General features: G+C 47.8%; 27 protein-coding genes. 9 read left to right on the top strand and 18 right to left on the bottom strand.

The genetic code is table 11. The features are described from left to right. Positions 1 to 124 precede the first annotated feature (124 nt). The 5 genes from AC0LWN_RS00960 to AC0LWN_RS00940 all read right to left on the bottom strand — a co-directional run bounded on the left by AC0LWN_RS00960 (position 125) and on the right by AC0LWN_RS00940 (position 3,851). Positions 125 to 259 (bottom strand): YjcZ family sporulation protein, encoded by a 135-nt coding sequence (locus AC0LWN_RS00960; protein ID WP_458965246.1) that lies wholly within the window; start codon positions 257 to 259, stop codon positions 125 to 127. A 173-nt stretch (positions 260 to 432) separates the two neighbouring features. Continuing rightward, positions 433 to 855 (bottom strand): hypothetical protein, encoded by a 423-nt coding sequence (locus tag AC0LWN_RS00955; protein WP_474662788.1) that lies wholly within the window; start codon positions 853 to 855, stop codon positions 433 to 435. Positions 856 to 978: 123 nt separating this feature from the next. Beyond that, positions 979 to 1,257, bottom strand: coding sequence for a holin (locus AC0LWN_RS00950; RefSeq protein ID WP_458965244.1), 279 nt, complete (start codon positions 1,255 to 1,257; stop codon positions 979 to 981). A gap of 6 nt (positions 1,258 to 1,263) precedes the next feature. Further along, a complete protein-coding gene (locus AC0LWN_RS00945) occupies positions 1,264 to 2,067 on the bottom strand; it encodes a glycoside hydrolase family 73 protein (protein WP_474662787.1) in 804 nt (267 codons plus the stop codon). Between the two features lie 149 nt (positions 2,068 to 2,216). Then, positions 2,217 to 3,851 carry a sensor domain-containing diguanylate cyclase gene (locus AC0LWN_RS00940; protein WP_474662786.1) on the bottom strand — a complete coding sequence of 545 codons (1,635 nt, stop codon included), beginning with the start codon at positions 3,849 to 3,851 and terminating at the stop codon, positions 2,217 to 2,219. A 164-nt stretch (positions 3,852 to 4,015) separates the two neighbouring features. On the opposite strand from AC0LWN_RS00940, the gene AC0LWN_RS00935 reads away from it, so the two are divergent. Both AC0LWN_RS00935 and AC0LWN_RS00930 read left to right on the top strand, forming a co-directional pair. Next, a complete protein-coding gene (locus tag AC0LWN_RS00935; protein WP_474662785.1) occupies positions 4,016 to 4,300 on the top strand; it encodes a hypothetical protein in 285 nt (94 codons plus the stop codon). 165 nt (positions 4,301 to 4,465) lie between these two features. After that, positions 4,466 to 4,846, top strand: a complete 381-nt coding sequence (locus AC0LWN_RS00930; protein WP_474662784.1) for a PilZ domain-containing protein — start codon at positions 4,466 to 4,468, stop codon at positions 4,844 to 4,846. A 131-nt stretch (positions 4,847 to 4,977) separates the two neighbouring features. Here the strand turns inward: AC0LWN_RS00930 and AC0LWN_RS00925 are convergent, their stop codons facing one another. From AC0LWN_RS00925 to AC0LWN_RS00905, 5 genes are read right to left on the bottom strand one after another with little or no spacing between them, the layout of a single operon-like run. Beyond that, the gene (locus AC0LWN_RS00925) at positions 4,978 to 5,709 is read right to left on the bottom strand and encodes a hypothetical protein (RefSeq protein ID WP_474662783.1); all 732 of its coding nucleotides are present in this window, start codon (positions 5,707 to 5,709) and stop codon (positions 4,978 to 4,980) included. Continuing rightward, a complete protein-coding gene (locus AC0LWN_RS00920) occupies positions 5,703 to 6,404 on the bottom strand; it encodes an ABC transporter ATP-binding protein (protein ID WP_474662782.1) in 702 nt (233 codons plus the stop codon). Before AC0LWN_RS00920 ends, AC0LWN_RS00925 begins: the two co-directional genes overlap by 7 nt. Positions 6,405 to 6,417: 13 nt before the next feature. Then, a complete protein-coding gene (locus tag AC0LWN_RS00915) occupies positions 6,418 to 6,792 on the bottom strand; it encodes a GntR family transcriptional regulator (RefSeq protein ID WP_474663541.1) in 375 nt (124 codons plus the stop codon). Further along, on the bottom strand, positions 6,792 to 7,538 hold the full coding sequence (locus AC0LWN_RS00910; protein WP_474662781.1) for a DUF2705 family protein: 747 nt from the start codon (positions 7,536 to 7,538) through the stop codon (positions 6,792 to 6,794). The genes AC0LWN_RS00915 and AC0LWN_RS00910 overlap by 1 nt, the downstream gene beginning before the upstream one ends. After that, on the bottom strand, positions 7,531 to 8,502 hold the full coding sequence (locus AC0LWN_RS00905) for an ABC transporter ATP-binding protein (RefSeq protein WP_474662780.1): 972 nt from the start codon (positions 8,500 to 8,502) through the stop codon (positions 7,531 to 7,533). Before AC0LWN_RS00905 ends, AC0LWN_RS00910 begins: the two co-directional genes overlap by 8 nt. Positions 8,503 to 8,729: 227 nt before the next feature. Here AC0LWN_RS00905 and AC0LWN_RS00900 point away from each other — a divergent pair, with 227 nt between their 5' ends. Continuing rightward, complete coding sequence (locus AC0LWN_RS00900; RefSeq protein WP_474662779.1) at positions 8,730 to 9,119, top strand: hypothetical protein; 390 nt, start codon at positions 8,730 to 8,732, stop codon at positions 9,117 to 9,119. 144 nt (positions 9,120 to 9,263) lie between these two features. On the opposite strand, the gene AC0LWN_RS00895 is transcribed toward AC0LWN_RS00900, so the two are convergent. Beyond that, positions 9,264 to 10,340 carry a glycosyltransferase gene (locus AC0LWN_RS00895; RefSeq protein WP_474662778.1) on the bottom strand — a complete coding sequence of 359 codons (1,077 nt, stop codon included), beginning with the start codon at positions 10,338 to 10,340 and terminating at the stop codon, positions 9,264 to 9,266. A 196-nt stretch (positions 10,341 to 10,536) separates the two neighbouring features. On the opposite strand from AC0LWN_RS00895, the gene AC0LWN_RS00890 reads away from it, so the two are divergent. After that, the gene (locus AC0LWN_RS00890; RefSeq protein ID WP_474662777.1) at positions 10,537 to 11,418 is read left to right on the top strand and encodes a sulfurtransferase; all 882 of its coding nucleotides are present in this window, start codon (positions 10,537 to 10,539) and stop codon (positions 11,416 to 11,418) included. A 283-nt stretch (positions 11,419 to 11,701) separates the two neighbouring features. On the opposite strand, the gene AC0LWN_RS00885 is transcribed toward AC0LWN_RS00890, so the two are convergent. Then, on the bottom strand, positions 11,702 to 12,355 hold the full coding sequence (locus AC0LWN_RS00885) for a hypothetical protein (RefSeq protein ID WP_474662776.1): 654 nt from the start codon (positions 12,353 to 12,355) through the stop codon (positions 11,702 to 11,704). A gap of 653 nt (positions 12,356 to 13,008) precedes the next feature. On the opposite strand from AC0LWN_RS00885, the gene AC0LWN_RS00880 reads away from it, so the two are divergent. Beyond that, on the top strand, positions 13,009 to 15,285 hold the full coding sequence (locus tag AC0LWN_RS00880; RefSeq protein WP_474662775.1) for a preprotein translocase subunit SecA: 2,277 nt from the start codon (positions 13,009 to 13,011) through the stop codon (positions 15,283 to 15,285). A gap of 318 nt (positions 15,286 to 15,603) precedes the next feature. Here the strand turns inward: AC0LWN_RS00880 and AC0LWN_RS00875 are convergent, their stop codons facing one another. After that, positions 15,604 to 15,987: an alpha/beta hydrolase fold domain-containing protein gene (locus tag AC0LWN_RS00875; RefSeq protein ID WP_474662774.1), complete on the bottom strand. Its 384-nt coding sequence runs from the start codon at positions 15,985 to 15,987 to the stop codon at positions 15,604 to 15,606. 111 nt (positions 15,988 to 16,098) lie between these two features. Continuing rightward, positions 16,099 to 18,492 (bottom strand): polyprenyl synthetase family protein, encoded by a 2,394-nt coding sequence (locus AC0LWN_RS00870; RefSeq protein WP_474662773.1) that lies wholly within the window; start codon positions 18,490 to 18,492, stop codon positions 16,099 to 16,101. A 349-nt stretch (positions 18,493 to 18,841) separates the two neighbouring features. Between AC0LWN_RS00870 and AC0LWN_RS00865 the strand changes: the two genes are divergently transcribed. The 3 genes from AC0LWN_RS00865 (at position 18,842) to AC0LWN_RS00855 (ending at position 21,138) form a co-directional block, all read left to right on the top strand. After that, the gene (locus AC0LWN_RS00865; protein ID WP_474662772.1) at positions 18,842 to 19,603 is read left to right on the top strand and encodes a MerR family transcriptional regulator; all 762 of its coding nucleotides are present in this window, start codon (positions 18,842 to 18,844) and stop codon (positions 19,601 to 19,603) included. A 70-nt stretch (positions 19,604 to 19,673) separates the two neighbouring features. Further along, complete coding sequence (locus AC0LWN_RS00860; RefSeq protein WP_474662771.1) at positions 19,674 to 20,408, top strand: ABC transporter ATP-binding protein; 735 nt, start codon at positions 19,674 to 19,676, stop codon at positions 20,406 to 20,408. Next, positions 20,395 to 21,138: an ABC transporter permease gene (locus AC0LWN_RS00855; protein WP_474662770.1), complete on the top strand. Its 744-nt coding sequence runs from the start codon at positions 20,395 to 20,397 to the stop codon at positions 21,136 to 21,138. The genes AC0LWN_RS00860 and AC0LWN_RS00855 overlap by 14 nt, the downstream gene beginning before the upstream one ends. Positions 21,139 to 21,225: 87 nt before the next feature. Here AC0LWN_RS00855 and AC0LWN_RS00850 read toward each other — a convergent pair whose 3' ends face one another. Then, entirely contained in the window at positions 21,226 to 22,797 is a 1,572-nt protein-coding gene (locus AC0LWN_RS00850) for an ABC transporter substrate-binding protein (RefSeq protein ID WP_474662769.1), read from the bottom strand. A gap of 221 nt (positions 22,798 to 23,018) precedes the next feature. After that, positions 23,019 to 23,480 carry an OsmC family protein gene (locus tag AC0LWN_RS00845; RefSeq protein WP_474662768.1) on the bottom strand — a complete coding sequence of 154 codons (462 nt, stop codon included), beginning with the start codon at positions 23,478 to 23,480 and terminating at the stop codon, positions 23,019 to 23,021. Positions 23,481 to 23,696: 216 nt separating this feature from the next. On the opposite strand from AC0LWN_RS00845, the gene AC0LWN_RS00840 reads away from it, so the two are divergent. Then, positions 23,697 to 24,074, top strand: a complete 378-nt coding sequence (locus tag AC0LWN_RS00840; RefSeq protein ID WP_458965220.1) for a PilZ domain-containing protein — start codon at positions 23,697 to 23,699, stop codon at positions 24,072 to 24,074. A gap of 142 nt (positions 24,075 to 24,216) precedes the next feature. Here AC0LWN_RS00840 and AC0LWN_RS00835 read toward each other — a convergent pair whose 3' ends face one another. After that, entirely contained in the window at positions 24,217 to 24,861 is a 645-nt protein-coding gene (locus AC0LWN_RS00835) for a hypothetical protein (protein WP_474662767.1), read from the bottom strand. Positions 24,862 to 24,958: 97 nt separating this feature from the next. Further along, the gene (locus AC0LWN_RS00830) at positions 24,959 to 25,495 is read right to left on the bottom strand and encodes a helix-turn-helix transcriptional regulator (protein ID WP_474662766.1); all 537 of its coding nucleotides are present in this window, start codon (positions 25,493 to 25,495) and stop codon (positions 24,959 to 24,961) included. Positions 25,496 to 25,651: the final 156 nt, after the last annotated feature.

Raw genomic sequence — 25,651 nt, 5'->3', positions numbered from 1 at the left:
TACGAATTCATATGGTAAATGGTTCAATTTTTGTTCTGATTAACCGGCTTGTCCGTGGCAGTAGAGCAGAAAAGCGCGTTCCCGGCACAATAAGCCCCGGGAACGCGCAGATTGACACACAGCCTTAGATGAAGCAGGAACTCAAAATAATGACCAGCAGGATGAAAAGCACCAGGATCGCAGATGTAGACGTAAAAGGACTAACGTGATGGCCTACATTTTCTACTTCTTTACCGCCATAACCACAATTTGCTCCCATGAGATAACCTCCTTCTGAAAGATCACTACAGAACAGAATATGTACCTTTTTCTTTGGCAGATTGGGCAAAATGGTTTATTTTTTAGGCAAGCTTTATTTACGATTCTCTGTAGTTCCATAAAAAACAGCATCCTGTCATATCCGTGGTTAACGGCTTGACAGGATGCTGGTCATTAATCTGAAACTAAAATACCCTGAAAGCTCTCCGGACCGACACGAACCGTACCGGCAAGGTTCGAGGAAACGAACGCTGTGTAGGTCAATTGCGGGGTGATCGGAGGCAAGAAATCAGCTGCAGAAAATGTGATTACCTGTGGAGCCAGGACACTAAGGCTGAAGGTGGAGGTGGCAGAATAAACCACCGGATCGGTTGGCAGCGTACCTCTAACAATTGTTATTGTTATACCCACCGGATTAAGCGGAAGCGCTACCGATATCGTACCAGTGAGCAGGACACGCGGGTTAGTTGTTACCCCAGCGGTGATTAAGCCAATTTGACCGAACAATTGCGGAGTATTAAGGATTGAAATTGGAATGGAAATGGAGCCTGCAGTGCTGGCATTCTGCGATGTTCTTGCATCAAGATAAGTTCCCATAAAAGCACCTCCTTTCATCGTTTATACAATATAGTATTCTGTAATCCAGCCGATGGCTTGGTCATATCGACTGCAGTCAAAGCCTCTTTATATGACTCTACCATTTCCCGATATAGGAGCTTATCAATCTTTCTTTGAGCCTTCCCTTTTATTGAACGCAAGTTCAAAAAGTCCCGTTGCCGACAGCCCTGCAAGCCCCCCTGCCCAAAGGCGCAAAATTAAATTCATGTCTGTAAACGGATATGCCACAGCGCCGACAAACAGGCCGATAATTAAGCCTACCGCCGGAACGAGGTTGCGTGGAATCTTCACTGTATTCTTCACCAGTTGAACAAGAGCCATTACAAATACGGCTAAGACTGAAGCGAACGCCAGCACATTATTTAACGCGTCGTTCCCCATTTGGAATCACACCTCCTTTTTGGCTGAGAGCAGACCCGCCCGGTACAATACGGTAAGTGTTCTGTAAAAATCATAGCTGCCTCCATCAGGCGTATCCAGGAGACCTGCCGAGGCAGCAGCGTCAACCGCAGGCTGCGCCCAATCCGGCACTTTCATTGCTGCCCGTCCTTCGAATACCGCAAGCTGCTCCATCACACTCTTAAGAGTCTGACCTTGCTCCTGGACTCCGGTCTTTAGCGTATCTTTGCTCGCTGTAAGTCCGGACAGCAGCAGGCGGAGTTCCTTCAGTTCTGTCTCCAAATCAATGAGTTTCTGTTTATCTTCCGCCGACATCTCATCATCCTCCTTAATTTCATCATATTGGAATAAATTATAGGTATTCATAATTTGTATAAGCTTGGACGCATAATCTGGATCAGTGGCATAACCTGCCGCTGCGATCTCACGGGCAGCAGTTCTACCGTCCACATTGATGACCCTGCTGTACAGGCTGCGGTTCCAGGACACCCCTCCGAGTATCACGGAAGAGTGGTCCGCAATGGATTCACCCCAGTTGTTGTAAGCACGAAAAGCCGCTGAGACCTGGATGGCTTGTCCCTTCCGGTATTCAATGGTCCGCATGATGATGCTTCCGGCTGGACCGCTGCCTTTTATCCCGAACAGGTTGCCTGCCTTAACAGTTAACCCGCTGCTGCCCCAGCCGGATTCCAGTGCTGCCTGTGCTATCGTCAGTGAAGCCGCAATATGACTGTGCTTCATGTCCGCAACGGCAAAAGGCGCAATTCTGGCAATAAAGTCGTTCTTAGTCATGTCCTCACATCCTTTCTCTATATCTAATGCTTGTTCCGTAAAAATGCGTGTGCTGTTGGTCTGACGGAATCACAAAAAACCTTTCCCCACAGCACGCCGGATGATTCACCAGCGGTATGAAGAAAGGTTATAGCATAGCTTGATATGTTCTAGTAGGCGGCTTCAAAGGTGATCCGGTTCTTGCCGCTGCGCTTGGAGATATACAGTGCCTCATCCGCCAGCCTTAGCGTCTCATCCGTGTCGGCACCATCAGGCGACCATATTGCGGCACCTACACTGCAGCCTACATGAATGTTTTCTCCTCTGATCACAATGGGCAGGTTGATCTTGCTGATGATCCGTGAAGCCACGATTTCCGCTTCCTGAGCAGGCTTGCTTGCTGATGTATTAAGAACGACGATGAACTCATCTCCGCCCAGGCGGGCGACAATTTCATTATCGCGGGTGCAATCCAGCAGCCGGAAAGCCACCTCTTGCAGTAGAGCATCGCCAGTAGCATGACCGAGCGTATCATTGACTTTTTTGAAGCCGTCCAGATCAAGGTATAAAAAACTGAGTGTGGTCCGGTTTTGCTTAGCTTTGCTGACCGCATGGGCCAGGAACTCATCCAGCGCAGCGCGATTTGGAAGCCCGGTGAGCTTGTCATGCAGTGCCATATCCGACATATAGGTCAGCTTGCTCTCTACTTTGGTCAGATTATTGACTAAATGGCGTAAGGAAGCGGACAGAACCGCCACGTCCTTGAAGCGTGTTGAGGCCGGAATTTCCACGTTTGCTCCGGCGCTTAGGAGATCGGCTGTTTTCGTAATATTGTTGAGCGGCCGGGTAATCCAGCCAGCAAGAAACCAGCCGACGACAGCGAACAATACAGCAGAAGCCAATCCGCTAAATGCGATAAAACGCTCAAGCCGATGAACCGAAGCAAAAGCCACATCTGTTGGCTGACGAATAATCACCGTCCAACCCAGACCCGGATAATTCTGATAACCCTTGCCATAGGCATATCCTGTCAGGTAAGACTCCTTCTTGCTGCCATCCTCTTCTACCATCCAAGAGTTCGTCCCCGCCCTAGCCGGCCCGAGGGCTTCATCCGACATTTTCTTGCCTACCAGCTCCGCAGGACCGAGCAGAATGGTATCATCCTTCTTACTGACCACAAACGCCTCCACGTCCTGCAAACGTTCCTTCAGGGGAGCCATAATTGACTTCTCCACCTCACGCGACCATTCCCAGCTAAGATGCGCAGCCAGCACGCCGCTGACCTGCCCCTCTTTGCTGTATACAGGAGCACTTACATCTACGAATTGCAATACTTCCCCGCTTGGATTCGGCAGCAGCTTGGATAACAGCACCGCGTCATGCACATCGCCAGTGTACAGCCCCTTCAAGCCTTCCTGGAAGACGGGTCTTTGGCTGATATTTTGTCCCAGCAATAAATTGTCTGTAGACGAGAGCACCATCCCCTTGGCATCGAGAAATCCAATCCAGGTGAACACCGGCAGGCTGCTCTTCAGCTGATTCAGCAAGCCGCTGACCTCCGCCTGATCTGCCGGCGCCTGAAAAGCCTTAAGCTTGCTCAGCACCTCTATTTCCGCAGAACGCGACCACATGAATTGATCCAGCTTCTCAGATAGCTGATAGGCTTCCTCGGCAAGTGAACCTCCAATACTGGCTTCAACAGATTTCGAAGACTGGTTGCCGATGACATAGCTTAGCAAAACGGTTATTAGAATGATAACAACTGCAAAAGTACTTGCAAATAAGGTACGCAGGTTAAAGGACATTCAAATTCTCCTTGTCGAAATGAGTCAATATTTATGTATCGGCATCTTTCTTAATTTAACTGATGTCTTGTAGCAAAATTATACTGATTTCAATGCATGATAGTGCTTACAATTTGGCAATATAGTATAATCTGCTCAGCAACCACAACAAGGAGTGATTGGTAATGACTGAACAATTTGAAATGTACGATGACCCGTTCAAGATGCTTATTCTTCTGGCTACACTGGTATCCGAGAAACAGGGGGTAGAGCTCAAATATGAGCATGTCCCCTCCTACAGCAACGAAGTTTTCTCCATCGAGAATGAGAAGTTCATCTATAAAAAGGATGGAACCGAAATTACTTGGTTTGAATTCCTTGGCAGAGACATCTCCTGCTCCCGGGACCTGAAGCGTTCTGAATACAACAAGATGTTCGTCGATTGTATGGCTTCGCTCTATAATTTGTAAATTCCCGCCAGTTTCTACATATATAATTGCAATAAAAAACAGGAATACCATCGCCTTGTCCTAATGAGCGGCGGGGTGTTCCTGTTATTTTAAAAATAGCACTTTAGTAGATTGTCCTATTGAGTCCATTTCGATATAATAGCAGAAAAGCTAGCGGAGGTAAAAATGGACGACTCCAGCAGAAAAGAACCATTCCGATATGTAATGAACCAGCCTATAGAATGCTGGCTTGAAATTCCCGCCAGCAGTTCCGGTCCTGGTGCCGGGAAATTAACTGAAGGGGTACTGCTTGATCTCAGCCGTTCCGGCTGCAAAGTACGCACCTCGCTTAATATCCGGTTTACCACGGGCGATACGAAGCTGACGATCCATTTCCAGCTTGCGGAAGAAAAGCTTCAATTCGAAGGCAGCGTACGCTGGGGCTGGATGTTTGGACTCGGCCAATACCAGTACGGGATAAGACTTGATTTGCAGGAAGCGGAAGAAGAGCAGCTTCTCCGCGAGCTGGAAATCTGGACGAATGGACGCAGCGCACAGGGACTATAGAACATTTGGAATGATAGACGCCCTCATTCAGAGGACGTCTTTTTGGATTGCAGAAACCTAGGCGCCTTCCCCTTTGCACAAAAGCGAAAGATCGGCTCATGCCAAGCTTCGCTTCACGCGGCGGAATGGAATTAGTTCTCGATCCTTTTTTTCACAAGCAAAGTAGTTACATAAACAAGTATCGCTCCAATAACCGCTTCAAATAGGAACGGCCAAAAGTTGTTTACAGAGATATCCACCTTAAGATTGCTTGGTACAGATGACGTTTGATAAACACTAAACCGGAAAGCATTCTCAAGACCAATTGTTTGATTGCCCCATATCTGCATCTCTATGAAATTCAAACCATTCTCAAGCACCATAAAAACCGCAATTCCAATCCATATTTTCCCTTTTATCCGCAAGCTTCTGACCACAGTGATGACGAACATCAAGAGAATGAGTTCAAAACCGGCCAGCCAGACAAAATAAAAGGCGTTCCAAGCAGCCACGGTCCAGAAATGCTCAGTAAGAAAATCAGGAGAATAGGCAAGTATATAAATTCCCAAATGGACTGCGGCAATACCTAACACAGACAGCAGCAGCACCCAGCAGAACAGCAGCGGTGAAAGCACATTCTGAATGATAGGGACCGGCACAAGCCGTCTGGCATAGGATCTTAGATAACGGTCATAGCTGATGATCGCGGAGATCACCAGAGAATAACCGAAAACACCATACGTCAGCATATTAATCGAGATCAGATCGGTGCCCATGGAGCTGTTCGTAATCCATATTCCAGCCTGGACAAGCAGCATGATGACAAAGAAAGCGAGCACCCGCTCCCGTTTGCGCCTAAAATCGTATTTCAATAGCTTCAGCATTCTGCGTACACCTCTCTAAACAGTTCATCGACGCTTTTTCCACGCTGAAGCCGAAGCTCCTCAACTTCACTTTGCAGCACCAGCCCGCCGTCCTTTATAAAAATCACTTCATCAAAAATCCGCTCAATGTCCGTCACCAGATGCGTGGAGAGCAGAATTGTACTATCTTCCTCATAGAACTCCATCAGCGCATTGAGAATCCTCGTCCGGGCAACCGGATCGACTCCGCCAATTGGCTCATCCAGGATATACAAGCTGGCCTTACGTGAGAGCACCATGGTCAGCTGCAGGCGTTCGCTCATCCCTTTGGACAGAGTCTGTACCTTGTCTTGCTCCCTAAGCTTCATGAATTCCAGCATCCGCTTCGCTTTGCCTTCGTCGAAGTCGGGGTAGAAATCCTTCTGAAATTTCAGCGCGTCCCCTACTCTCATCCAAGGCTCGGTCAAGGGACGGTCCGGCATGAACGACACCAGTGTTTTGCTTGCTTCGCCCACCGGGACGCCCAGCACGGAAATATTGCCTGAGGTCGGCTGAGCCAGACCGGCGATAAGCCTCATAAGAGTACTTTTACCGCTGCCGTTGCTGCCAAGCAGTCCGACGATTTTACCGGCACTCAGTGAAAATGAAACTTCACGCAGTGCGTGTTTGGAGCCATATTTTTTGGTTACATTCTGTACTTGAAGTATCCTGTCCACCGCAACAATCCCCCTATTGTTTATTACGCGTCTGAATATTCTCCGCCACAGCCGACAGAATATCTTCACCCTGAAAGCCAAGCTCCTGCATGCCGCGAATGAAACGGTCCAGCACATCCTGCGCCATTTCTTTTTTGATCGTCAGGATCGTCTGTTCATTGCCGGTCACATATCTGCCCATTCCCCGCCGGGTCTCCACGATTTCTTCACGCTCCAGTTCCTGAAAGGTTCTTTGCACCGTATTCGGATTAATTTGCAGCTCAGCGGCCAATTCACGCACGGAGGGGATTTTATCGCCCGGCTTCAGCTTGCCTGTAACGATCTCCCCTTTGATGTAATTCATGATCTGGAGATAAATTGGCTGATTGTTGTCGAATTCAATAGTCATCAAGCAACGTCCCTTCGTCTGAACACGGCAAACCCCGCCAGGAGAAACAGCAGCATATAAACGGCAAGCATCATGATCGAAAAGCCCAGGGTCATCCCCGGAATCGGCGCCCCGCCACTCTCGTAGGCAGACAGATCCAGATTGGGAAATAATACGTATTTATAAAATTCGCGGGAGATCACCATCCTGTCAACTGTAATGGCAAATATCGTAGCACCAATGGTTACGCCAGTGGAGGTGGTCAGTGTTCCGAGCATAAAAGCGAGCGTTGCATACACAATCATGTACACGCAAGTGTACAACAAGGAAGTAAGGATATCAGTGAACCCTGTCTCGCCTCCGCTGCCTCCAAACCACAACATCCCCGCGACAAAAGTCGCAGCAGCAGTAACCAAGGTCATGCTTAGGCCATACAGCAGTACAGTCACATATTTGGAGGCCAAAATCGCCGACCGGCTGCGGGCGCGGATCAGCAGGAACTTGATGGTTCCCTGACTGTGCTCCTTGGCTACAATTCCCGCCGTTCCGATAATGACTATAATTGTAAGCATCTGGCCGACTTGGGACGGCAGCAGCATTTCTGCTGTAAAAGCTGACGGCGAAGCATAGCTCGCACCAGCAACCGAGTGTACAATATAGCCCAGCAATAGCGGCAGCAAAATTAGAAGCCCATAGGCGATGAAAAAGGTCCGTTTCTTCGATAGCTTCAGCCACTCATTCAGAACCAGCCTGTTAAATTTACGCAATTCGGTTTCCTCCCGTCCATTTCAGGAAATCTTCCTCTAGGCTTTGCTTATTTTCCGTAATCCGGTAGACCCCCACTTTGGCTTCACTAAAAGCTGCAACAAGCTCCGGTACCTTCAGGTCCGGCAGGTTAACAATAACCTCAGAATGTGCCGCATCCATGCGGACAAGCTGTACATCCTGCTTCGCTTCGATGACTGACACGGCAGCAGCGACCTCGTCAACACGGATTGCAAGCGATACAGCAGCCTCCGCCTGCGCTTCTCCTCCAAGTGAAGTTACCGTCACCAGACTGCCATTCTGGATCACAACAGCACGATGGCAAATTTGCTCGATCTCTGCAAGCATATGACTGGAAATCAGAATCGCTATCCCCTCTACCTCTGCTATCCTGCGCATATATTCGCGCATTTCACGGATTCCTGCGGGGTCAAGCCCGTTCGTAGGCTCATCCAGAATAAGCAGCTTCGGTGAATGCAGCAGTGCTTGTGCGATCCCCAGACGCTGCCGCATCCCCAGGGAATAGGCCTTAACCTTCTTGCTCATGGCTTCCTGCAGACCGACCAGCTCCACAACTTCATCGATCCGTGACCCGGCAATGTTATCGCTCATCCGCTGATATTGCTTCAGATTATCATAGCCGGTCATATGACCGTAAAATTCTGGATTCTCAATAATCGCCCCTATATGGGCGATAGCCTTGTTGAAATCTTTACGAATGCTGTGGCCTTGTACCACTACATCCCCTTCCGACATTCGGATCAGCCCTGTCATCATGCGGATGGTAGTCGTCTTCCCGGCACCATTTGGACCAAGCAGACCGACAATCTCACCCTTGCGGATGTCAAAAGACAGCTTGTTCACAATAGCTTTTCCCTTAATAATTTTGCTGACTCCATTCATTTGCAGAACCGGGAGATCAGCCTCTTTCCCTGCAGGCCCTTGCTTATACGCAGTCTGATTCATAACAGCCTCCTGATCGGTATTATTTATCGCTTGGCGATATATATAAGGAATGTATCTGTGTATTAGTTACATAGTACACCGACTCAATGATTTTGTAAAGCCTATAAACTCAAGTGTTTATTGCTTGTCTGTTATTCGCCTTTTTATATTTACTAATGATAGCAATCCAATACAATCTATTAAATCGACATATATTGTGTTATCAAAAGAAAAGGAGGTGAGCAAACATGGCGGTTCATTCGATCGGTGCAGTTGCCAACCTGGACCCAACTCTCGCCCCTATATCGCAATTCGTTCAGCTTCGCATCACGAACACCACTGGAGCAAGACTCCAACCTATTGTGGTCAATGCTTACAGCGTTACAGATGCCGGACCTGAAGGTGTGGTTGAAACACTGTATTTCACAACAACTTTTGCAATCGCGAGTGCACATGGTGTAGTTACTCTTGTAATTCCTACTACGGTAGCCAATTACGCGATTAACGTCTCTTCACCAGGAGCAGCCGGATTCGTAAGCGACGTTTCTCTTTACGCTCAAGGGAGAGATGCTGCCGGATTCCCAGTTCCCGAACAAACCTTCCCATTTGGCGATTGGGACCTTATCACCAACGTTTAATAGCTTTACCTGGCTCAGGGATATCCCTGAGCTTTTTTATTGTGGTCAGGCCCGGCAGAAGTCAAGCATTTATGCACGGCGAAAAGACCGCCGGATTCCACCTTTTTGGATGGCCCGCCGATCTTAACTTCCATCGTAAACTACTTATTTGAATATATCTGCAAGCTTGGATTTCACTATTTGCCCCGCATTAAACTTGCTTTTAATCTTATCGGAACCATTTTTGCCAACATTCATTGCTGCTTCAAAGTGATTCTTGATCCAAATCAACCTGTCATAAAGAGCATCCCCGTCAGGTTCTACTTCAAAATAATCCCTGTCTTCTTCGAAAATAAACCTGTCCTGTCGAGGATTTGTCGTGACAAGCACACTGCCCGTTGACATCGCATCAACAGCCGCAGTGGTTGGAAAACCATCTAAAGCAAATCGATCCGGAACACTGCAATTCAGGAATATATGGGTCCTTTCATACACTGACTTTAATTTTTCAGGTGAGAGCAGACCGTAGAATGTATAATTTTTATTTGTTAATCGTTCTAAGTGATCCTCCCAATCACCAATTAAATTTAAATGAAAATCATCCGGAAGGCGATTAAACGCATCTGCCATAATGGGGAACCCTTTTCTAATGGCATTAAACGCACAGAAGGTCAGCTGTATCGGAGTTTCAGCTTTCTTTTCTTGGAATGTATATAAATCGGTATTGATCACAACCGGATAATAAATACTGGTCGGGATTGCATCAATTACTTCATTGATATTCGTAAACACGGTTGAACAATGCTGTCCTGCAAAGGTGAGAAACTCTTTTTTGGTCCACGGATCGAGACCGCCGCCAGGGTACAAGGTAGCATGAAGTCTAATATGCCGCTCCTCCAAAAATGTTTTAATATTGAGATTCGGATTTGCTCCCGGCATATAGCTGCCATCCGGAAGAAAACAATGTCCCAGTAAACTAAGCGTTAAATTCAAGAAAACACAATACACATCTGTTATTCCCTCAGAGACTGCAACCTTCATGAACTCAGAAAAAGGATACACTTTAGCAGGGAAGTCATCATCATTAGGTACAGTCGCAAAGAACAGTGTATCCGGCCTTTGCTCTAATATATTTAAGTTCTCCCAATAACGGAAACCGCTTAGCTTCCATGGAAACCTCGTATCAATTACTGCAAGACGCCGGTTCGCTTGCGTGTGAAATTGCTGGCCAGATACTTCCATGCTCTCATCCTTTCCCTAAATCGCTGTCCCCCCAAAACGAATATAACTGACATTTCGTATATATATGTAGTTCCACCGGCCGTTGTGCCAGGTGCTGCTAACAACCTAACAACAATATTATGGATCTTGCCATGCGAGTCTACGATTTTTCCGCTATAATTAATTGCATCTTGATATGAGCAAAGGATGGGATACTATGGAAGCTACCGTGTCTAAGCGCTGGCTGCTGGCAAGACTCTATGAACCGGAGCAGACAATTGTGGACTGCCGTTTTACACTGGGGAAACCTCAGGCTGGACGAGAAAGCTATGAGCAAGAGCATATTCCGGGAGCGGTCTATCTCGATCTGGAGCTGGATCTCTCAAGCCCGGTAGGAGAACACGGCGGACGCCACCCACTGCCTGACCCGCAAGATCTGGCAACACGCCTCTCAAAGCTTGGGATCGGAAACGACACACGCGTTGTTGCCTATGACGATGAGAGCGGCATGAACGCCGCACGGCTCTGGTGGCTGCTGCGTTACCTGGGACATGAGCAGGTATTCATTCTGGAGGGCGGCTTCAGCGCCTGGAAGGCAGAAAAATTCCCTGTCACGGATCATCAGCCGGTGCGGGTGCCAAGCAGCTTCATTCCGAATGTGCAGCCGCAAATGCTCGCAGGCGTTGACGAGGTTCGCCGGGTGTCCGGGCAGACGGCCGCTGCTGCTGCAGATGCATCCGCTTCGGCTTCATCCCCTGCTATCCCCATCCTGATTGATTCCCGCGCTAATGACCGCTATAAAGGCCAGAACGAGACCATGGATAAAAAAGCCGGACATATTCCAGGAGCGGTCAACTTCTTTTGGAAAGACACGCAGAATGCAGATGGCAGCTTCAAAAGCGCAGAGCAACTGCAGACGCATTTCACCGGACTGGACAAGGACGCCGAGATCATCGTCTATTGCGGCTCCGGTGTAACCGCCTGCCCGAATGTGCTGGCGCTGGAGAAGGCCGGATATAAAAATGTGCGGCTGTATGCGGGGAGCTGGAGTGACTGGATTTCGTATGAGGAGAATGCAGTGGCGACTGGAGAAGAGTAAGGGCGGAACAACGGACAACAATATTCAAACAAAAAATACATCGCCATGTAGGATAAGTGCACACTGGCGATGTATTTTTTGTTTCGGAAGACAACTCGGAGGCAGCAGTTAGCTCAGCCAATTGGGTCGATCCCCATTCCAGCGTATCCGAGGCAAAAGTAATATACATGCCCACTCTGCCCGAACCGTTGTATGTACAAGGGGCAATTCTGTACGCAGTGGAGTACGAGAATGTCAAAAAAAGCTGGATGACCAAGCCGTTCAGCTTGTAGGATATACTCTCTTATTTAAAAGATACAGATTCCAGAATCTTATCCGTTTCAGCCTTTGACTCATCATTTGTGTATGAAACAATGAAACAGAAGGCATACTCATCAATTATTGTGCTGTAAACCTCTTGTGTAGTTACAACATCATTACCATAATCAACAGACCCTTTCAACAGGTACATTCTTTTTCCGCCAATTTTCACCTTTGTGATATCTTCGAATACATACGGATACTCGGCTTTTTCCATCAACCTTTTATAAGCCTCCAGATAATCCTTACCATCAAAAACGCCTTGATTCGCCTCTACTTTCTCAGCAAGAACGACAATCGAAGGTCCGGCTTCACCTGCATCTAACGGTAACTTTGAAACGACCAAAAGGTAGACCGACTTGGCCTTCGACAAATTCATAATTATTTCCTTGTCTTCATTATCCCTGAGGGCATAATCCACATACTTCATATTTTCATCCCTTAGCTCATTCATCTGGTCTGCGTCCTGATAGATCCATTCTGTCGGAAAGTTAAGGGACACACCGAAATAATCATTCGTATATGAACCACTTTCAGTCACACCCAAGCTAAATTCTTTCTCTTCCCATCCGCATGCTGTAATCATCAATAGCATTAACAGCAATACCATTGATAATAATCCAACTTTTTTCTTCATAATACCCTCCTGATGTCTCTCGTTTTTCATACGTATCCGAAAGTAAGCAGTCTTCTTCACCAAACCAGACGCCGTATATACCGATGATTACAGCCTGTTTTCAGATAATCTTTTATATTTATCGGAATAAGATAAGAAGAAATTTATGGAAATTAGTATTCTGTGACCTCACAAGAAAAAAACCGTAAGAAGGTTACAGTCACTCAACAATGACCTCTGGTTCAGGTGTCCTCTTGCTGGGATGCAGGTAATGGTGCTGATTGATACACCAACATTCAACGGCGCTGCTTTGTTGTTATGTAGTCTCGCTTTTTCAAAGTCCGGCGACCAGGCACCCTGAAAACAATTTCTGATGGCAATGCCAACTGGAGTGATTGGATTTCGTATAGCGAGAATCCGGTGGCGACGGGGAAAGAATAAGAAACTTTTCAATGACTAAGATGGCTTCCAAAATGCAATATAGTGTTTACATTTCGAAATACATAAGTTACAATCTTTCCCAAACTATATCTGGAAAGGATTTCTCGTATGCTTGTTAACAACGTTCGTGAACTGAGGGCACGCTTCAGATGGTCGCAGCAAGACCTAGCAGATGCATTGGCAAGTATTGTTGAAAACTAAGCGTTTTTCTACCGAGAGGAGATCAAATTCCTATGAATATAGCCATCAAGTTGATGCAAAAATTCAAAGACCGCGATATCCAGAATAAGCTGAAGGTCTATCGGGACAAAGTGGAGCTCATCAGGAAACGGAATTTGGAAGCATGGGACGATGGGCAGCTTCAAGCGGAATCCCTCCGGCTGCAAAAAGAAGCAAAATCGGGCACGCCTTTGGATGAGCTGCTTGTCGATGCTTATGCGTTAGTCTGCGAGGCAGCGAAGAGAAAGCTCGGACTACAGCCTTACGATGTCCAGATCATGGCTGCCATCGCTCTACATGAGAGATTTCTGATCGAGCAGCATACCGGTGAAGGAAAAACGCTCTCTGCTGTTATGCCTGCTTATCTAAATGCGCTGACCGGCGAAGGTGTTCATGTGCTGACTTTTAACGATTATTTGGCCAAGCGGGATGCGGAGTGGATGGGCCCGATCTATTGTTTCCTCGGGTTAACGGTAAACTCGGTTCAATCCGGCATGAGCCTGTCCGGGAAACGGGATGCATACGCCAAGGATATAACCTATGTTACGGCCAAAGAAGCGGGATTCGATTACTTGCGCGACACAATCGCACTAAGCGAAGCCGATACAGTGCATCGTCCTTTCCACTATGTCATCGTCGACGAAGCGGATTCGCTGCTTCTCGACGAAGCGCGGGTGCCGCTGGTCATCAGTAGCGATTCGGCCTCTTCCAGGAGCGACGGCTTTCGCTTCGCAGAAGTGGCCCGGCAGCTCAAGCAAGATGAGCATTACGACTTCGACGAGTTCCAGCGGAACGTTTACTTAAATGAAGCAGGCGCTGCGAAAGCAGAATTGCTGCTGGGATGCGGTAATTTGTACGATAGCCATAATAGTCATTTGCTAACGTCATTAAATTGCGCGCTGCATGCGGAATCGTTATTACAAAAAGACGTCGATTACATCGTCCGGAACGGCAAAATCGAGCTGATCGAAGAATATACCGGCCGCGTGGCGGAGAACCGGTATTTGCCGGACGGGCTCCAAGCCGCGCTTACAGCCAAAGAGGGGCTGCAGCCCGTAGCCGGCGGGAAAATTCTCGGGACGATCACCATCCAACACTTCATCAGCCTGTATCCGCAGATTTGCGGAATGACGGCTACTGCGCATGCTTCCGCAGCGGACTTCGAAGATATTTATGCGCTGCAGGTCGTACAAATCCCGCCGAACCGGCCAAACATCCGGATCGACCATCTGCACCGGGTTTTTACCCATAAAGAAGCCAAGCTTAAGGCACTCGTACAAGAAATCTCATCCGTCCATAAGACGGGACGTCCAATTCTCATTGGTACGTCAAGCGTCGAAGAGTCTGCCATGCTGGCAGAGGCGCTAGCGGCTGCCGGCGTACCTTGCCATGTTCTGAATGCGAAAAACGACGCGGAAGAAGCCGGCATCATCGCCAAAGCGGGAGAAACCGGCGCAGTGACGGTGTCTACAAATATGGCGGGACGCGGCGTCGATATCCGGCTCGGCGGCGGCGACCCCGCGCAAGATGAGGTAGTCGCCAAGCTGGGCGGGTTGTACGTGATTGGCACCCATGTGAACGAAAGCGTGCGGATCGACGACCAGCTGCGCGGGCGTTCCGGCCGCCAAGGCGACCCGGGAGCTTCCGTTTTTTATGTAAGCTTGGAGGACGAGCTGCTGCTTCGCTTCGGCATCCATAAAGCGGTTCGCGCTCCCAGGCAGGATGAGGCTCTTGAAGAGCCGGTGCTCAGCAGCAAGATCACAAGTATTCAGCGTATTGTTATGGGCCAAAACTTCGATATACACAAGGAACTGAACTGTTATTCGGATATGGTGGAGGATCAGAGGCGAATTCTATACGCGGAGCGGCTAAGGATTTTGAAAGGCGAGAAGCCGATGAGCCCTTCGGAGCAGCGGATACGGCTTTTTTATATCGACGAGTTCTGGGCTGAACATCTGGCATACGCTTCTTACCTTCGCGAAAGCATCCACTTGGAGAGCCTTGCCAGCCGCAATCCGATCGACGAATTTCATGCGCAAATCACCGAAGCCTACGAGCAAATTCCTTCTAAAATAAATAGCGCGTCGGAAAATATGCTTAAAAGGCTCGGAGGTTCGAATGACCCGGCAGAGTGGGAAAAGCTCGGTCTGAAGAGCCCACCATCCACCCGGACTTATATTATCAGTGATCAATACCTCCAGAATAAGCGCAGCTCGTGGACCGGAACGACCGTATTTGCTTATTGGCTTCGCACGATTGCGAGGCCGATATTCAAGCTGTCAAAGTATTGATGCAGCGTAGCTTTTTCAAGAATGATCGCGTTGACTCCGTGTTGACTTCAGGGCACAAAAAATACATCGCCGGTGCGTATAAGCTACTTGGCGATGTAAATGTCTGACAAGCTCCGCTTCTTGATTCCGCTCTAGGAGAGATAGGTGAGAACAGAAAGAATTTTAGCAATGGCAGGATGGTTGCATTAACCAAGACAGGATTCACTGGAGAAAGACGAGTAGGAACATCTCGCCTCAATTCTTGGCTAATGACACGAAAGCAAGGAGTCCATCGGACCCCCTGCAATCATGAACTAGGTTTCTTTTGTTTTATATCTTTTATTGGCGAATCCAGGCATTGGCCAGCAGCATAGCGCCTTTAGCTGCATTTGTATCGGCCAGCACATTCAGCATGACGAAGTCATGAATGATGCCCTGGAAGCGGACGGCCGTCACAAGCACGCCCGCTTCGCGCAATTTGTTGGCATACGCTTCGCCTTCATCGCGAAGCACGTCCGCTTCACCGGTAATGACAAGAGCTTCCGGCAAAGCGCTCAGGCCATAGCCGCCAACATCGCTTATTATGAAGTCATCCCTGGAAACCTTTTGTGAGCTGGTCTTGCAGCAACAAATCGACTGCAATTGGATCATCGTCGGCTCTGTAGATTCAGTACTGCAAAATGCTTTAGCCGATGCTCTCGAATCCTGTAGCTTAACAGCCAAATGCCCGCTCCCCAGCTCAGACGAAAATTGGTTGTCTTCATTAGAAGATCCACGATTTCAATATCGAGGTTGTGCAGATTTCTAACTCTGCGGGAATTCCTGATTCCGATGTTATCGGTCCCGATGCACCACATAATTCATTAAATGCTTCAGAAAAGCGATATTGCGGGACACTTCCTTCAGTGCTTCCAGGGCAAGGCAGTAGTGCTCCCACATCTCCTTACTGGCGCCTTCAAGGCCAAGGATGGATACGAAATTCGAATTGTTGTTACCGGAATCCTGGCCAACAGGCTTGCCGAGTAGGCGCATGTCTCCTTCCACATCAAGCAAATCATCCTTAATCTGAAAAGCAATCCCCATATGATAGGCATACTTCTTGAGCGCAGCAATTTCCGATTCACTGACTCCTGCGAGCATAGCCGGCATAACCAGACAAGCCTCAAACGCTACCCCTGTTTTGTAAAAGCACACCATATTCAGTTGCGCTAGTGTCAATGCTTTTCCTTTTGAGTCCAAATCCATCGCCTGCCCCATACACATATCTTCTGCCTTTTGGGCCGAGTAGCGGATCAAAGCAAGCACAGTCTCAGCCTTGAACCGGTCAAGAGACGCTTGTTCTCCTATCGCCTTCTGGATCAGATACAGGCCGGTTAATTCCGCAGTAGCGCTATTGTGAACCTGATGCAAGGTCTGGCGCCCTCTGCGGGTTGACGCATTATCCTGTGAAGGCAGATCATCAAAAATCAGGGATGCAGTGTGCATATACTCCAGCGATCTCAGCAGCGGTATGATTGCCTTCCCATCTAAGCCGTACTCATTCACACCCATGACCCAAGTCAAAATCGGGCGTACCCGCTTCCCATCCCCTTCCAGGCTGTAATTTGCAGCATCTATAAGCTGTTCCTTCATTGCCGGAATCCCTTGAGGCTTGGTAAATTTCAATTGGCTGTTAATCTGATTGCGGACATTCTTCAGCGTTTTGAAAAACTCTTCCTTCTCTTTGGCATCGCTTTTCAGCTCAGCTATCATCCGGTCCCGCAGCAGCTTGTCGAAGAAATCCACATCATCCGCTTGCTGCACCATTTTCTGAATGAGACGGTTAAATTCCGGATTACCGGAGGCAAAAATCGCCATCACCTCATCATACTTATCAGCACCTACACGTTCCTTGTAACGTTTAAGCCCATTGATCGCCCGGTCTAATATGACCTCTCTGGCCTTGGCATCGGAGCCATATACGTTATGGATCAAATTGGAGATTACCGCCCAGTATAGCTCGAAGGGATTGATCAGATCCGCTCTTTGCTGATGGTATTTTAGATAATAGGTATAAGGTGTTACCGCACCGTCATTCATATCGTCAACCATATCCGCAAAATCATCGGCAAGCTGGTTATAGATGCCAAAAAAGAAGGTGCGCTGCTCAAATCCCCCATCCTCAGGGGCACTGCTCACGGAGCGGGCAATCAGCCGGGAAGAGGAAGATTTTAAAATGACGGGGATATACAGCTCTTCATTGGTGTAATCGGTTCGCGCCAGCACCTTGATACGGTCGATATCCTGCGCATGAAAAAAGACATACGACTGCTCAAAAAATATGTGCTGCGTATCCGGCCCCTGATTTTCTTTGATATACTCAAAAGCTTCCTTGAGCTCTGAATGGATGTAAAAAATCAACTCCATATTATCTCCGGACCATTCGCCCAGTTCAGGCACAGCTCCAGTGAGAAGTGCAGTACGTATCATGTCGGAGTATTGCTCTTTCTCTTGAACCGTCAAAACATTGGAATCAAGAAGATCATCAATGAACGGATAGGTTAAGCCATAGGAATATCCAAGCCTGATAGCTTCATCCAGCCGGCGGGAACGTTCCTCAGAGGATACTCCATCGCCCATCTCTTCCATCACATGCAGAACAACGCCAACGATGATCTTGATCAGCTTACGCTGAGCATGCTCTGCATTCATTCCCTCCGGAATATGGGAAGATACGGACCTTAGCTTGCCCAATACCCAGATTGTGGCAGCTTCGATCCCTTCCTTTTGAGCCCACCGGTACACCCCTGCCAAATTCATAAACTCCGGCTGGTTCTCCCTGCTTGCATTGGTGGACTTAAGCAAGTATTTCTTCAAGTCAGCAATGGTTCGCTGAATCCGGGTCTGTGTGAGAGGAGAATTCAAAGCTTTGCCCAGATCCCTCATATAAATGTAGGAGACACTCCGGTCCAGGTAAGCATCTAATTTCCCCGTATAATTCAGCCATTGAATATATCTATAATAATCCCGGGTATCGGGTTTACTCTTTCCCTGTGAAAAGATGGATAGCCATGCAAACCGGCGCATATGATTCTTTTTCCATACTTCGATATCCTCAGTCAAGGCAGTCACATAAGACTTATCCCTAACCTGATTGCAAAGTAACGCAAAATACTGGGCCGCCTTCTGTTCCGACCTTCGATATCCTGTATCAGCCTGATTTTTAATGTATTCATTCATAGGATGCACTACCTCAATTTTTTATTTGTTCGGATCATACTTTTTAACTTTATACGAAAGATAATCTGCAAGGTTACGAAATCATACACCAGACTTTTGCTTAGTGTTATGATCTATATAAATTGAACTAACGAAAACATAAAAAGGGCAGAAGTGACGGAGGGGAAGTTTGGAACTGGAGGAGCGAACGCGTCCGCCTTTGTCTGCGGATTTCAACCGCAACGAGCGGTATAAATCAAGAAATCTGCAGACAACAGCGGCCGGAAGTCCAAACATTCCCCGCAGCTACGACCAGACCCCGATGATGAAAATCTATAGTTTAATTTATATAGGTGAGGTTTGGAGGTCAACTCATTGAATGAATACCTATAGAACATCTGAAATTGCACGCACCATCGGAATCCACCCCAATACGGTGCGGCTTTACGAGGACCTTGGGCTGATCCCCAGGCCGGAACGCAAACCAAATGGCTACCGGGTTTTTACAGATCTGCATCTGGAGCAATTTAAGCTTGCCAGAACGGCCCTGCAGGTAGAGGTTCTGCAAAACGGCCTGCGGAGAAATGCGATTGATATTATTAAAACATCGGCTGCCGGAGATTTCGACAGAGCGATTCTGCTTACCAGAAGCTATCTGCAGCAAATCGAACAGGAGCAGAAAAACGCCGAAGAAGCTCTATCCATTGCAGAGCAGCTCTTGTCAGGCAAGCAGCGAGAGGTGAACAACACCTATTTCACCAGAAAAGAAACGGCTGACCATCTGCAAATCTCAATGGATGCTTTGAGGAACTGGGAAATGAACGGTTTGCTTACGGTCAAGCGGAGGCAAAACGGCTACCGCGTGTACACGCATGAAGATATTAGTCTGCTCAAAATCATACGTTCCCTGCGCTGTGCGAATTATTCCCTTTCAGCGATTTTGCGGCTGCTAAGCGCTATGTCCAGCGATCCGAAGGCTGACATACGTGAGGTTATTGATACGCCTCGAGATCATGAAGGCATCATTTCGGTATGCGATAAGCTGCTCACCTCCTTGCGATATGCCGAAACGAATGCGCGAAGCATGCTCCTGCACCTGGAAGAAATGAAGAAACATTTCAAGGCAAACCCTCCACTTTAACACCAGACTTTGCTCTGGTGTTATTCTTTTTTTTGCACCAAAAAACAACAACCAGGAGGGCACGATTAGCATGGAAACAACAATCAAGGTCAATGAACTAAGCAAGTCCTACGGCACACTTAAGGCGGTCGACAATATTAGTATATCCGTTTGCCGAGGCGAGGTGTTCGGCTTGCTAGGAGCAAACGGTGCAGGGAAAAGCACCACCATTGAGTGTATCTTAGGCACGAAGCAGCAGGATGCGGGAACTGTATCTATTCTGGGAATGAATCCCCACTCAGACCGCAAAAAGCTGTTCGAGCAGGTTGGCGTTCAATTTCAGGAAGCCAATTATCAGAACAAAATCACGGTAGCGGAGCTTTGTGAGGTCACACAATCTTTTTACAAAACATCTGTGGCTTACATAGACCTGCTGCAACAATTTGGCCTGGCAGACAAGGTGAAAAATCAAGTCAGCGAGCTTTCGGGCGGACAAAAGCAGCGTTTGTTCATCGTCCTTGCATTAATTCCCAATCCCGAAGTTGTGTTTTTAGATGAGCTAACGACTGGACTGGATGCAAGAGCACGGCGGGATGTGTGGAAATGTCTGGCGGAGTTGAAAGCACAAGGGCTGACTATTCTGTTGACCTCGCATTTTATGGATGAAGTGGAAGCGCTGTGCGACAAGATCAGCATTCTAAAGAACGGGAAAAGCATATTTTACGGAACCCTACAGGAAGCCATTTCAGCCAGTCCTTATGACAAATTTGAGGATGCATACCTGTGGTTCACAGACGAGGAGGAACAAAAACATGCGGACATTTAACACCCTGTTCAAAACAGAGCTTAAATTATCGCTGCGGGGCATGGATATGCTGATTTTTGCAATCTGTATGCCGGTTGTGATGGTGGTTATTCTCGGAATTATTTATGGAAACAAACCTGCCTTTGACGGAGCACAATATTCTTTCCTTGAACAGTCCTTTGGCGCTGCTGCAACTATCGCAATATGTGCCGGTGGCGTGATGGGTCTGCCCTTGGTCGTATCCGATTACCGGCATAAAAAAATCCTGAGGAGGTTCCAGGTAACTCCTGTCAGTCCTGCCCTCATTTTGGCGGTACAGGTTGCCATCTATGCGCTCTATTCCGTTGCTTCACTTATCCTTGTATATGCCGTTTCAGCTTCTTTCTTCGACTATACCTTTGCTGGTTCATGGCTCCAATTTTTGGGTGCATACTTCTTAATTATGGCATCTATGTTCAGCATTGGGCTGCTGGTGGGAGGGGTGGCGCCAGATATTAAAACAGCTGGCATCTTAGCCAGCCTGTTGTATTTTCCGATGCTGATTTTCTCAGGAACTACATTGCCTTATGAGGTAATGCCGGCTCCCCTGCAAAGGATTGCCGATTTCATGCCGCTGACTCAAGGAATCAAGCTGCTGAAGGTCACCTCACTCGGCTTGCCTATCGAAAATGCTCTGGTTCCCATTATTGTGATGCTCGCAGTAGCGGTAATCTGTGCAGGCGCTTCTCTTCGCTTTTTTAGATGGGAGTAATGCATTACCTGCAGGGGAGCTATATAACTCCCTTGCAGGTGTGCATGACCATGAAGCTATTGACTGCTGCAAACGGTCAGATGCGTATTATTGAGCCGACTTCGCCAGAAATTCGTCTATCTGACGCTGAACCTCCGCGATTATTTTGTCTATGCCGGCGGCCTTTACCTGCTTCTGCAGCTTGTCCAGCCCCTTGTCTACATCATCAATCATGCCATATTCCAGCGGAATGCCGTATTGGAGCATCACATTGCCGACGTTCGCGACTTCGGTCTTCACCTTGCTGTTATCGAACACGAAGGTTTCCAGCGGGTAGTGATAAACCTCGCCTTCCCATTTGTCGGTCAGCGCGTTTGCCTCGTCCGGGAAGGAAGCGTTGTCACGGTTCAGCGGCGAGTTAAAGCCCCAGTTGGAGAAGCCGGTGTAGTTGGCATTTTTTGCTGCGTTAGTGTACTTATCGTCTCCGACCGGGTTGTAATGTACACCGGAGATCCCGTTCATGATCAGATCGTGCAGCTCCTTGTCGTTCTGCAGCAGATCAATCATCATCAGTGCCCGCTCGGGATTCTTGGAGGTGGCATGGATGGCGATCCCGTTCTGCGTGGAGACAGCGACCGACTTCTTCTTGTCCGGCGTAACGTCAGCCAGCGCCAACTCATATGGCGTTTTCTTTTCCCGCATGTCGGTCATCAAAGAGCCAAGCGTGCCTACGTTATGCGTAATCGACGCCGTCTTGCCTTCACGGAACTCCTGCTGGTGATCCAGCTTGCTGTTCAGTGCGCTCTTCGACCAGGCGTTGTGATCGGACAAATCTTTATAATAGTAGACCAATTTCTTAAATTCCGGCGTTTCGTATACATTGAACACTTTACCGGTTGGATCGTCCAGCTTGAAGCCTATCGGCATATCAAGGTCGAACATGTTCCATTCGTTCTGCTGCTTCAGCAGCACCCGGTCCAGATTGTGGAACTTCCAGTCTCCGGTCTCCGGTGTGAACGGTGCGACACCCTTCTCTTTTTCGGCGATAGTCTTGAGATAGGTAGCGTAGGCTTCAGGGCTGTTAATCTCCGGCAGGTTGTATTTCTTGCGCAGGTCCTCCCGGTATAGAATCAGCTTCTCAACCGTTTCTCCGCGGTTCTGGGGCACCATGTAGAGCTTGCCGTTCACCTTTGCTTGACCCCAGCTCACCTCCGGCATCGCTTTCCAAGTCATTGGAGTGTATTTCTGCAGCATGTCGTCGGTCAGCTCCAGGAAGCCGCCTTTGATTGCCTGATCGTTGTAGCCTGCCCAGTTGGCGGCATAAATGAGGTCAAAATCCTCGTTGGCCGCGAACTTCAGCGGATATTTCTGCGCCCAATCGGACCAGTCCAGGAACTCGGCTTCCACAGTCGCGTTGATTTTCTCCTTCAGCTTCTTGTTGATCTCCCCAAAAACCGTATCATAGTCGACCGGCTTGGGTCCCACCATGATCATCTTCAGCGCGACAGGCTGTGAGGTATCCACTGTGCCGGAATCTCCCGCCGCCTTCGTCGCGGCTGCCGAAGCCTGCGGCTCTGCCTGGCTGCCTCCGGCGTTACCGTTGTTGCCCCCGCCGCACGCACTGAGCAGCGACAGCATTAGAATGCCGGACATTAGTGTTAGCCCTCTTTTTTTGTTCACTAGAATTTCCCCCTATCGCTTTGTGTAATCGCTTTCAAATATAGTATAAAGAGTATTTGCATTTTTTCTAATGCAGGCCGTCAACGATTATGCATACTTTTGCAACGACTTTTACGGCTCTCAGCGCCTAACTATCGCTACTTATGGCGCACAAGTAAGAAGCCCGCGTGAACATCGGACTTCTTGCTTACAGCTATAACAAAATAATACTTGAACAATTATTATTGCGCGGAATGTGCTGGTTCGATGATGATATTTTTGAGCTTTAATTGAACCAGATTAGCGATCGTATCCCCAACCGGGCATTTGCGCTCTAAAAATCGTACAAACTCTTCCACTCTTTCTTTTGGCGAATCGGTTTTGATATAAAATGTATATCGAATGTCTGAATAACCGGGACGGACATCCGATTTGTCCAAAAATCCATCAAGGTCAATATCGCCTTCAACTTCTACGCGAAAATCATCGAGCTTAACATCAAACCTAGGCGCATAGACCCGGGCAACGATAGACTGGCATGCCCCTAACGAGACAAGGAGAGCCTCGACCGGGTTCATTCCCGTATCCGTTCCGCCGAGGCTCTGAGGTTCATCGATAGTAAGCTCGAACTGCCTGGACGTTGCTTTTACTTTTACGCCATCTTGCAAATGTGCAGTTGCTTTGAAAGTCTGAACAGCAGCCATTATTAATCCCTCCCTGTAGTGGTTCATCGATCCTCTGAAATATACCCTTACACAAATACATACTTTTTAACTATGTTTTATCGGTATTATAAATTAGGTGCTGGTTACTGTCAATGCTACTCTATTTTCATACTTGTAAAAGGATTTTAACTCTTAACTTCTGCCGCTTTCATGTCGATAAATATAAAATACACATGGAAAAGTATGGAGGAGTATATGAACACGAACCGCAGAACTGAACCTTTTCGATATACCCTTATAGAACCTGCTACACTTGATCTTCATATTCTTACAATTAACGGGATTCCAGTTCCTCCCAAGCCTGTAAGCGCTATTCTGCTGGAAATCAGCCGTTCGGGCTGCCGTTTGTCCTTCCCCTTGAATGTCAATCCGAAAAGCAACGATGTACGCGTTGGCATGGAGATGCTGCTTACCGAAGAGCCTATGTATATAGAAGGAACACTGAAATGGAATAAGGAGCACGAGGGCAGCTACCAATACGGTATTCAATTGGACATTCCTGAAGCGGAACGTGACCGTCTCCCAAGCATGCTGCGCAGACTGGCGGGCGAAGGTAAAATAGTAGTTCGTTAAAAAACTGTATAAAACCAGAAAAGCCGCGATCCTCCGGTTATCGGAGAATCGCGGCTTTTATTGTTCTTATTTGGCAGGTCGGTCAACTAGGTCCTTTAAGGGGAATGAAAAGGGTGTCCCATGGGACACCCCTTTTTGATTCTTATTTAAACGTTACAGATTCCAGAATCTTATCCGTTTCCGCTTTCGACGCATCATCGGTGTATGAAAGGATAAAGTTCAGTGCGTACCCATCCATAATAATGCTGTAATAGTCTTGTGTAACTACTGCAGTACCAGTATTAATGGTGGCCTGCATCAGATCCATATCTTTTCCGCCGACTTTAACTGTCGTGACATCCTTGAATTCATACGGAAGCTTGCTGTCTACGAGCAGCTTCTTGGAAGCCTCCAGATAATCTTTTCCGGTCTTGATCCCCTGCAGCATGCTGATTTTCTCAGCTACAGCGACAGCCGAAGGTCCAGCCTTCCCGGAATCGAGTGGGAACTTGGAGGCCATCAGCAGGTTAAGCGTTTTGGTTTTCGCCAGATCCAGCATTTTGCTCTTGGCTTCATTGCCTCCGGCAACGACTTCTTGACCAGCCTTCACAACCTCCATCATCTGATCAGCGTTCTGGAAAACCCATTCTTTTGGAAAGCTAAGGGACAAACCGAAATAGTCATTTGTGTAAGATCCGCTTTCAGTCACACCTAAGGTTACTTCTTTGTCTTTCCCGCCGCATGCTGTAACCATCACCAGCATCAACAGCAATACCATTGATAATAATCCAACTTTTTTCTTGTTCATAATACCCTCCTGGTCATTCTTTTTATCTTTTTTTACACCAGAAAAGTTTAACATGTAATGTTATCATTTCCACCTATATAAAACTATAGGGGACGCTCTACAAAAAAGACATCCGGGTGGCAACCGAAACGGCTTCCGAGCTGGACTGCACCCCGAGTTTATCGAAAATTACTTTTTTATGATGATTTACCGTACACTCTTTGATCTTCAGTTTTGAAGCAATCGCCTTTCCAGTCAGACCTTGAGAGATCAGCTCAAGCACCTTTAATTGACGTTCGCTTAAGTGTGCAGAGGGCTGACCGGCAGCTTGGGACGCAAGTCTGGCCTGATAGTTGTTCAGTATATCCGCCGGGATCAGCTTGGCGATGGCTATCAGTTCACTTTTCATATCCGCATCAATAGTTGACACATCCAGATAACCAAGAGTAGTCGGCCCTACGGTCAAAGGAACAGAGAAGCAGTGCCAATTTTTGAAAAATGGGCTTTCATGCTGCTCCGGCGGCAAATATACGGGACCCCCTTGCAATATCGCCTCTGAGATAGCGTTCACTCCGCAATGTTTTTCTGTAAAAAACATGCCTAAATGAATAGGAGAGCGGTTCACAACGCTTTCAAGATTGCAGCTGTAATCCATGCTAAGAAGCACCCCCTCCTCATCCGTAAGCAGGAATAAATAGGGACCGGAAAGATGATCCTTAATATTTAAAATGCTATGCTGAAAAACTTCGACTAAAAGCTGATTTGGGGGACTGTTCAGGTCAGGTTGCTGCATCTGCGATAACATGCTTCT

Source organism: Paenibacillus sp. sgz302115 (assembly GCF_056120445.1).
This window is presented reverse-complemented; position numbering and strand designations above follow the sequence as displayed.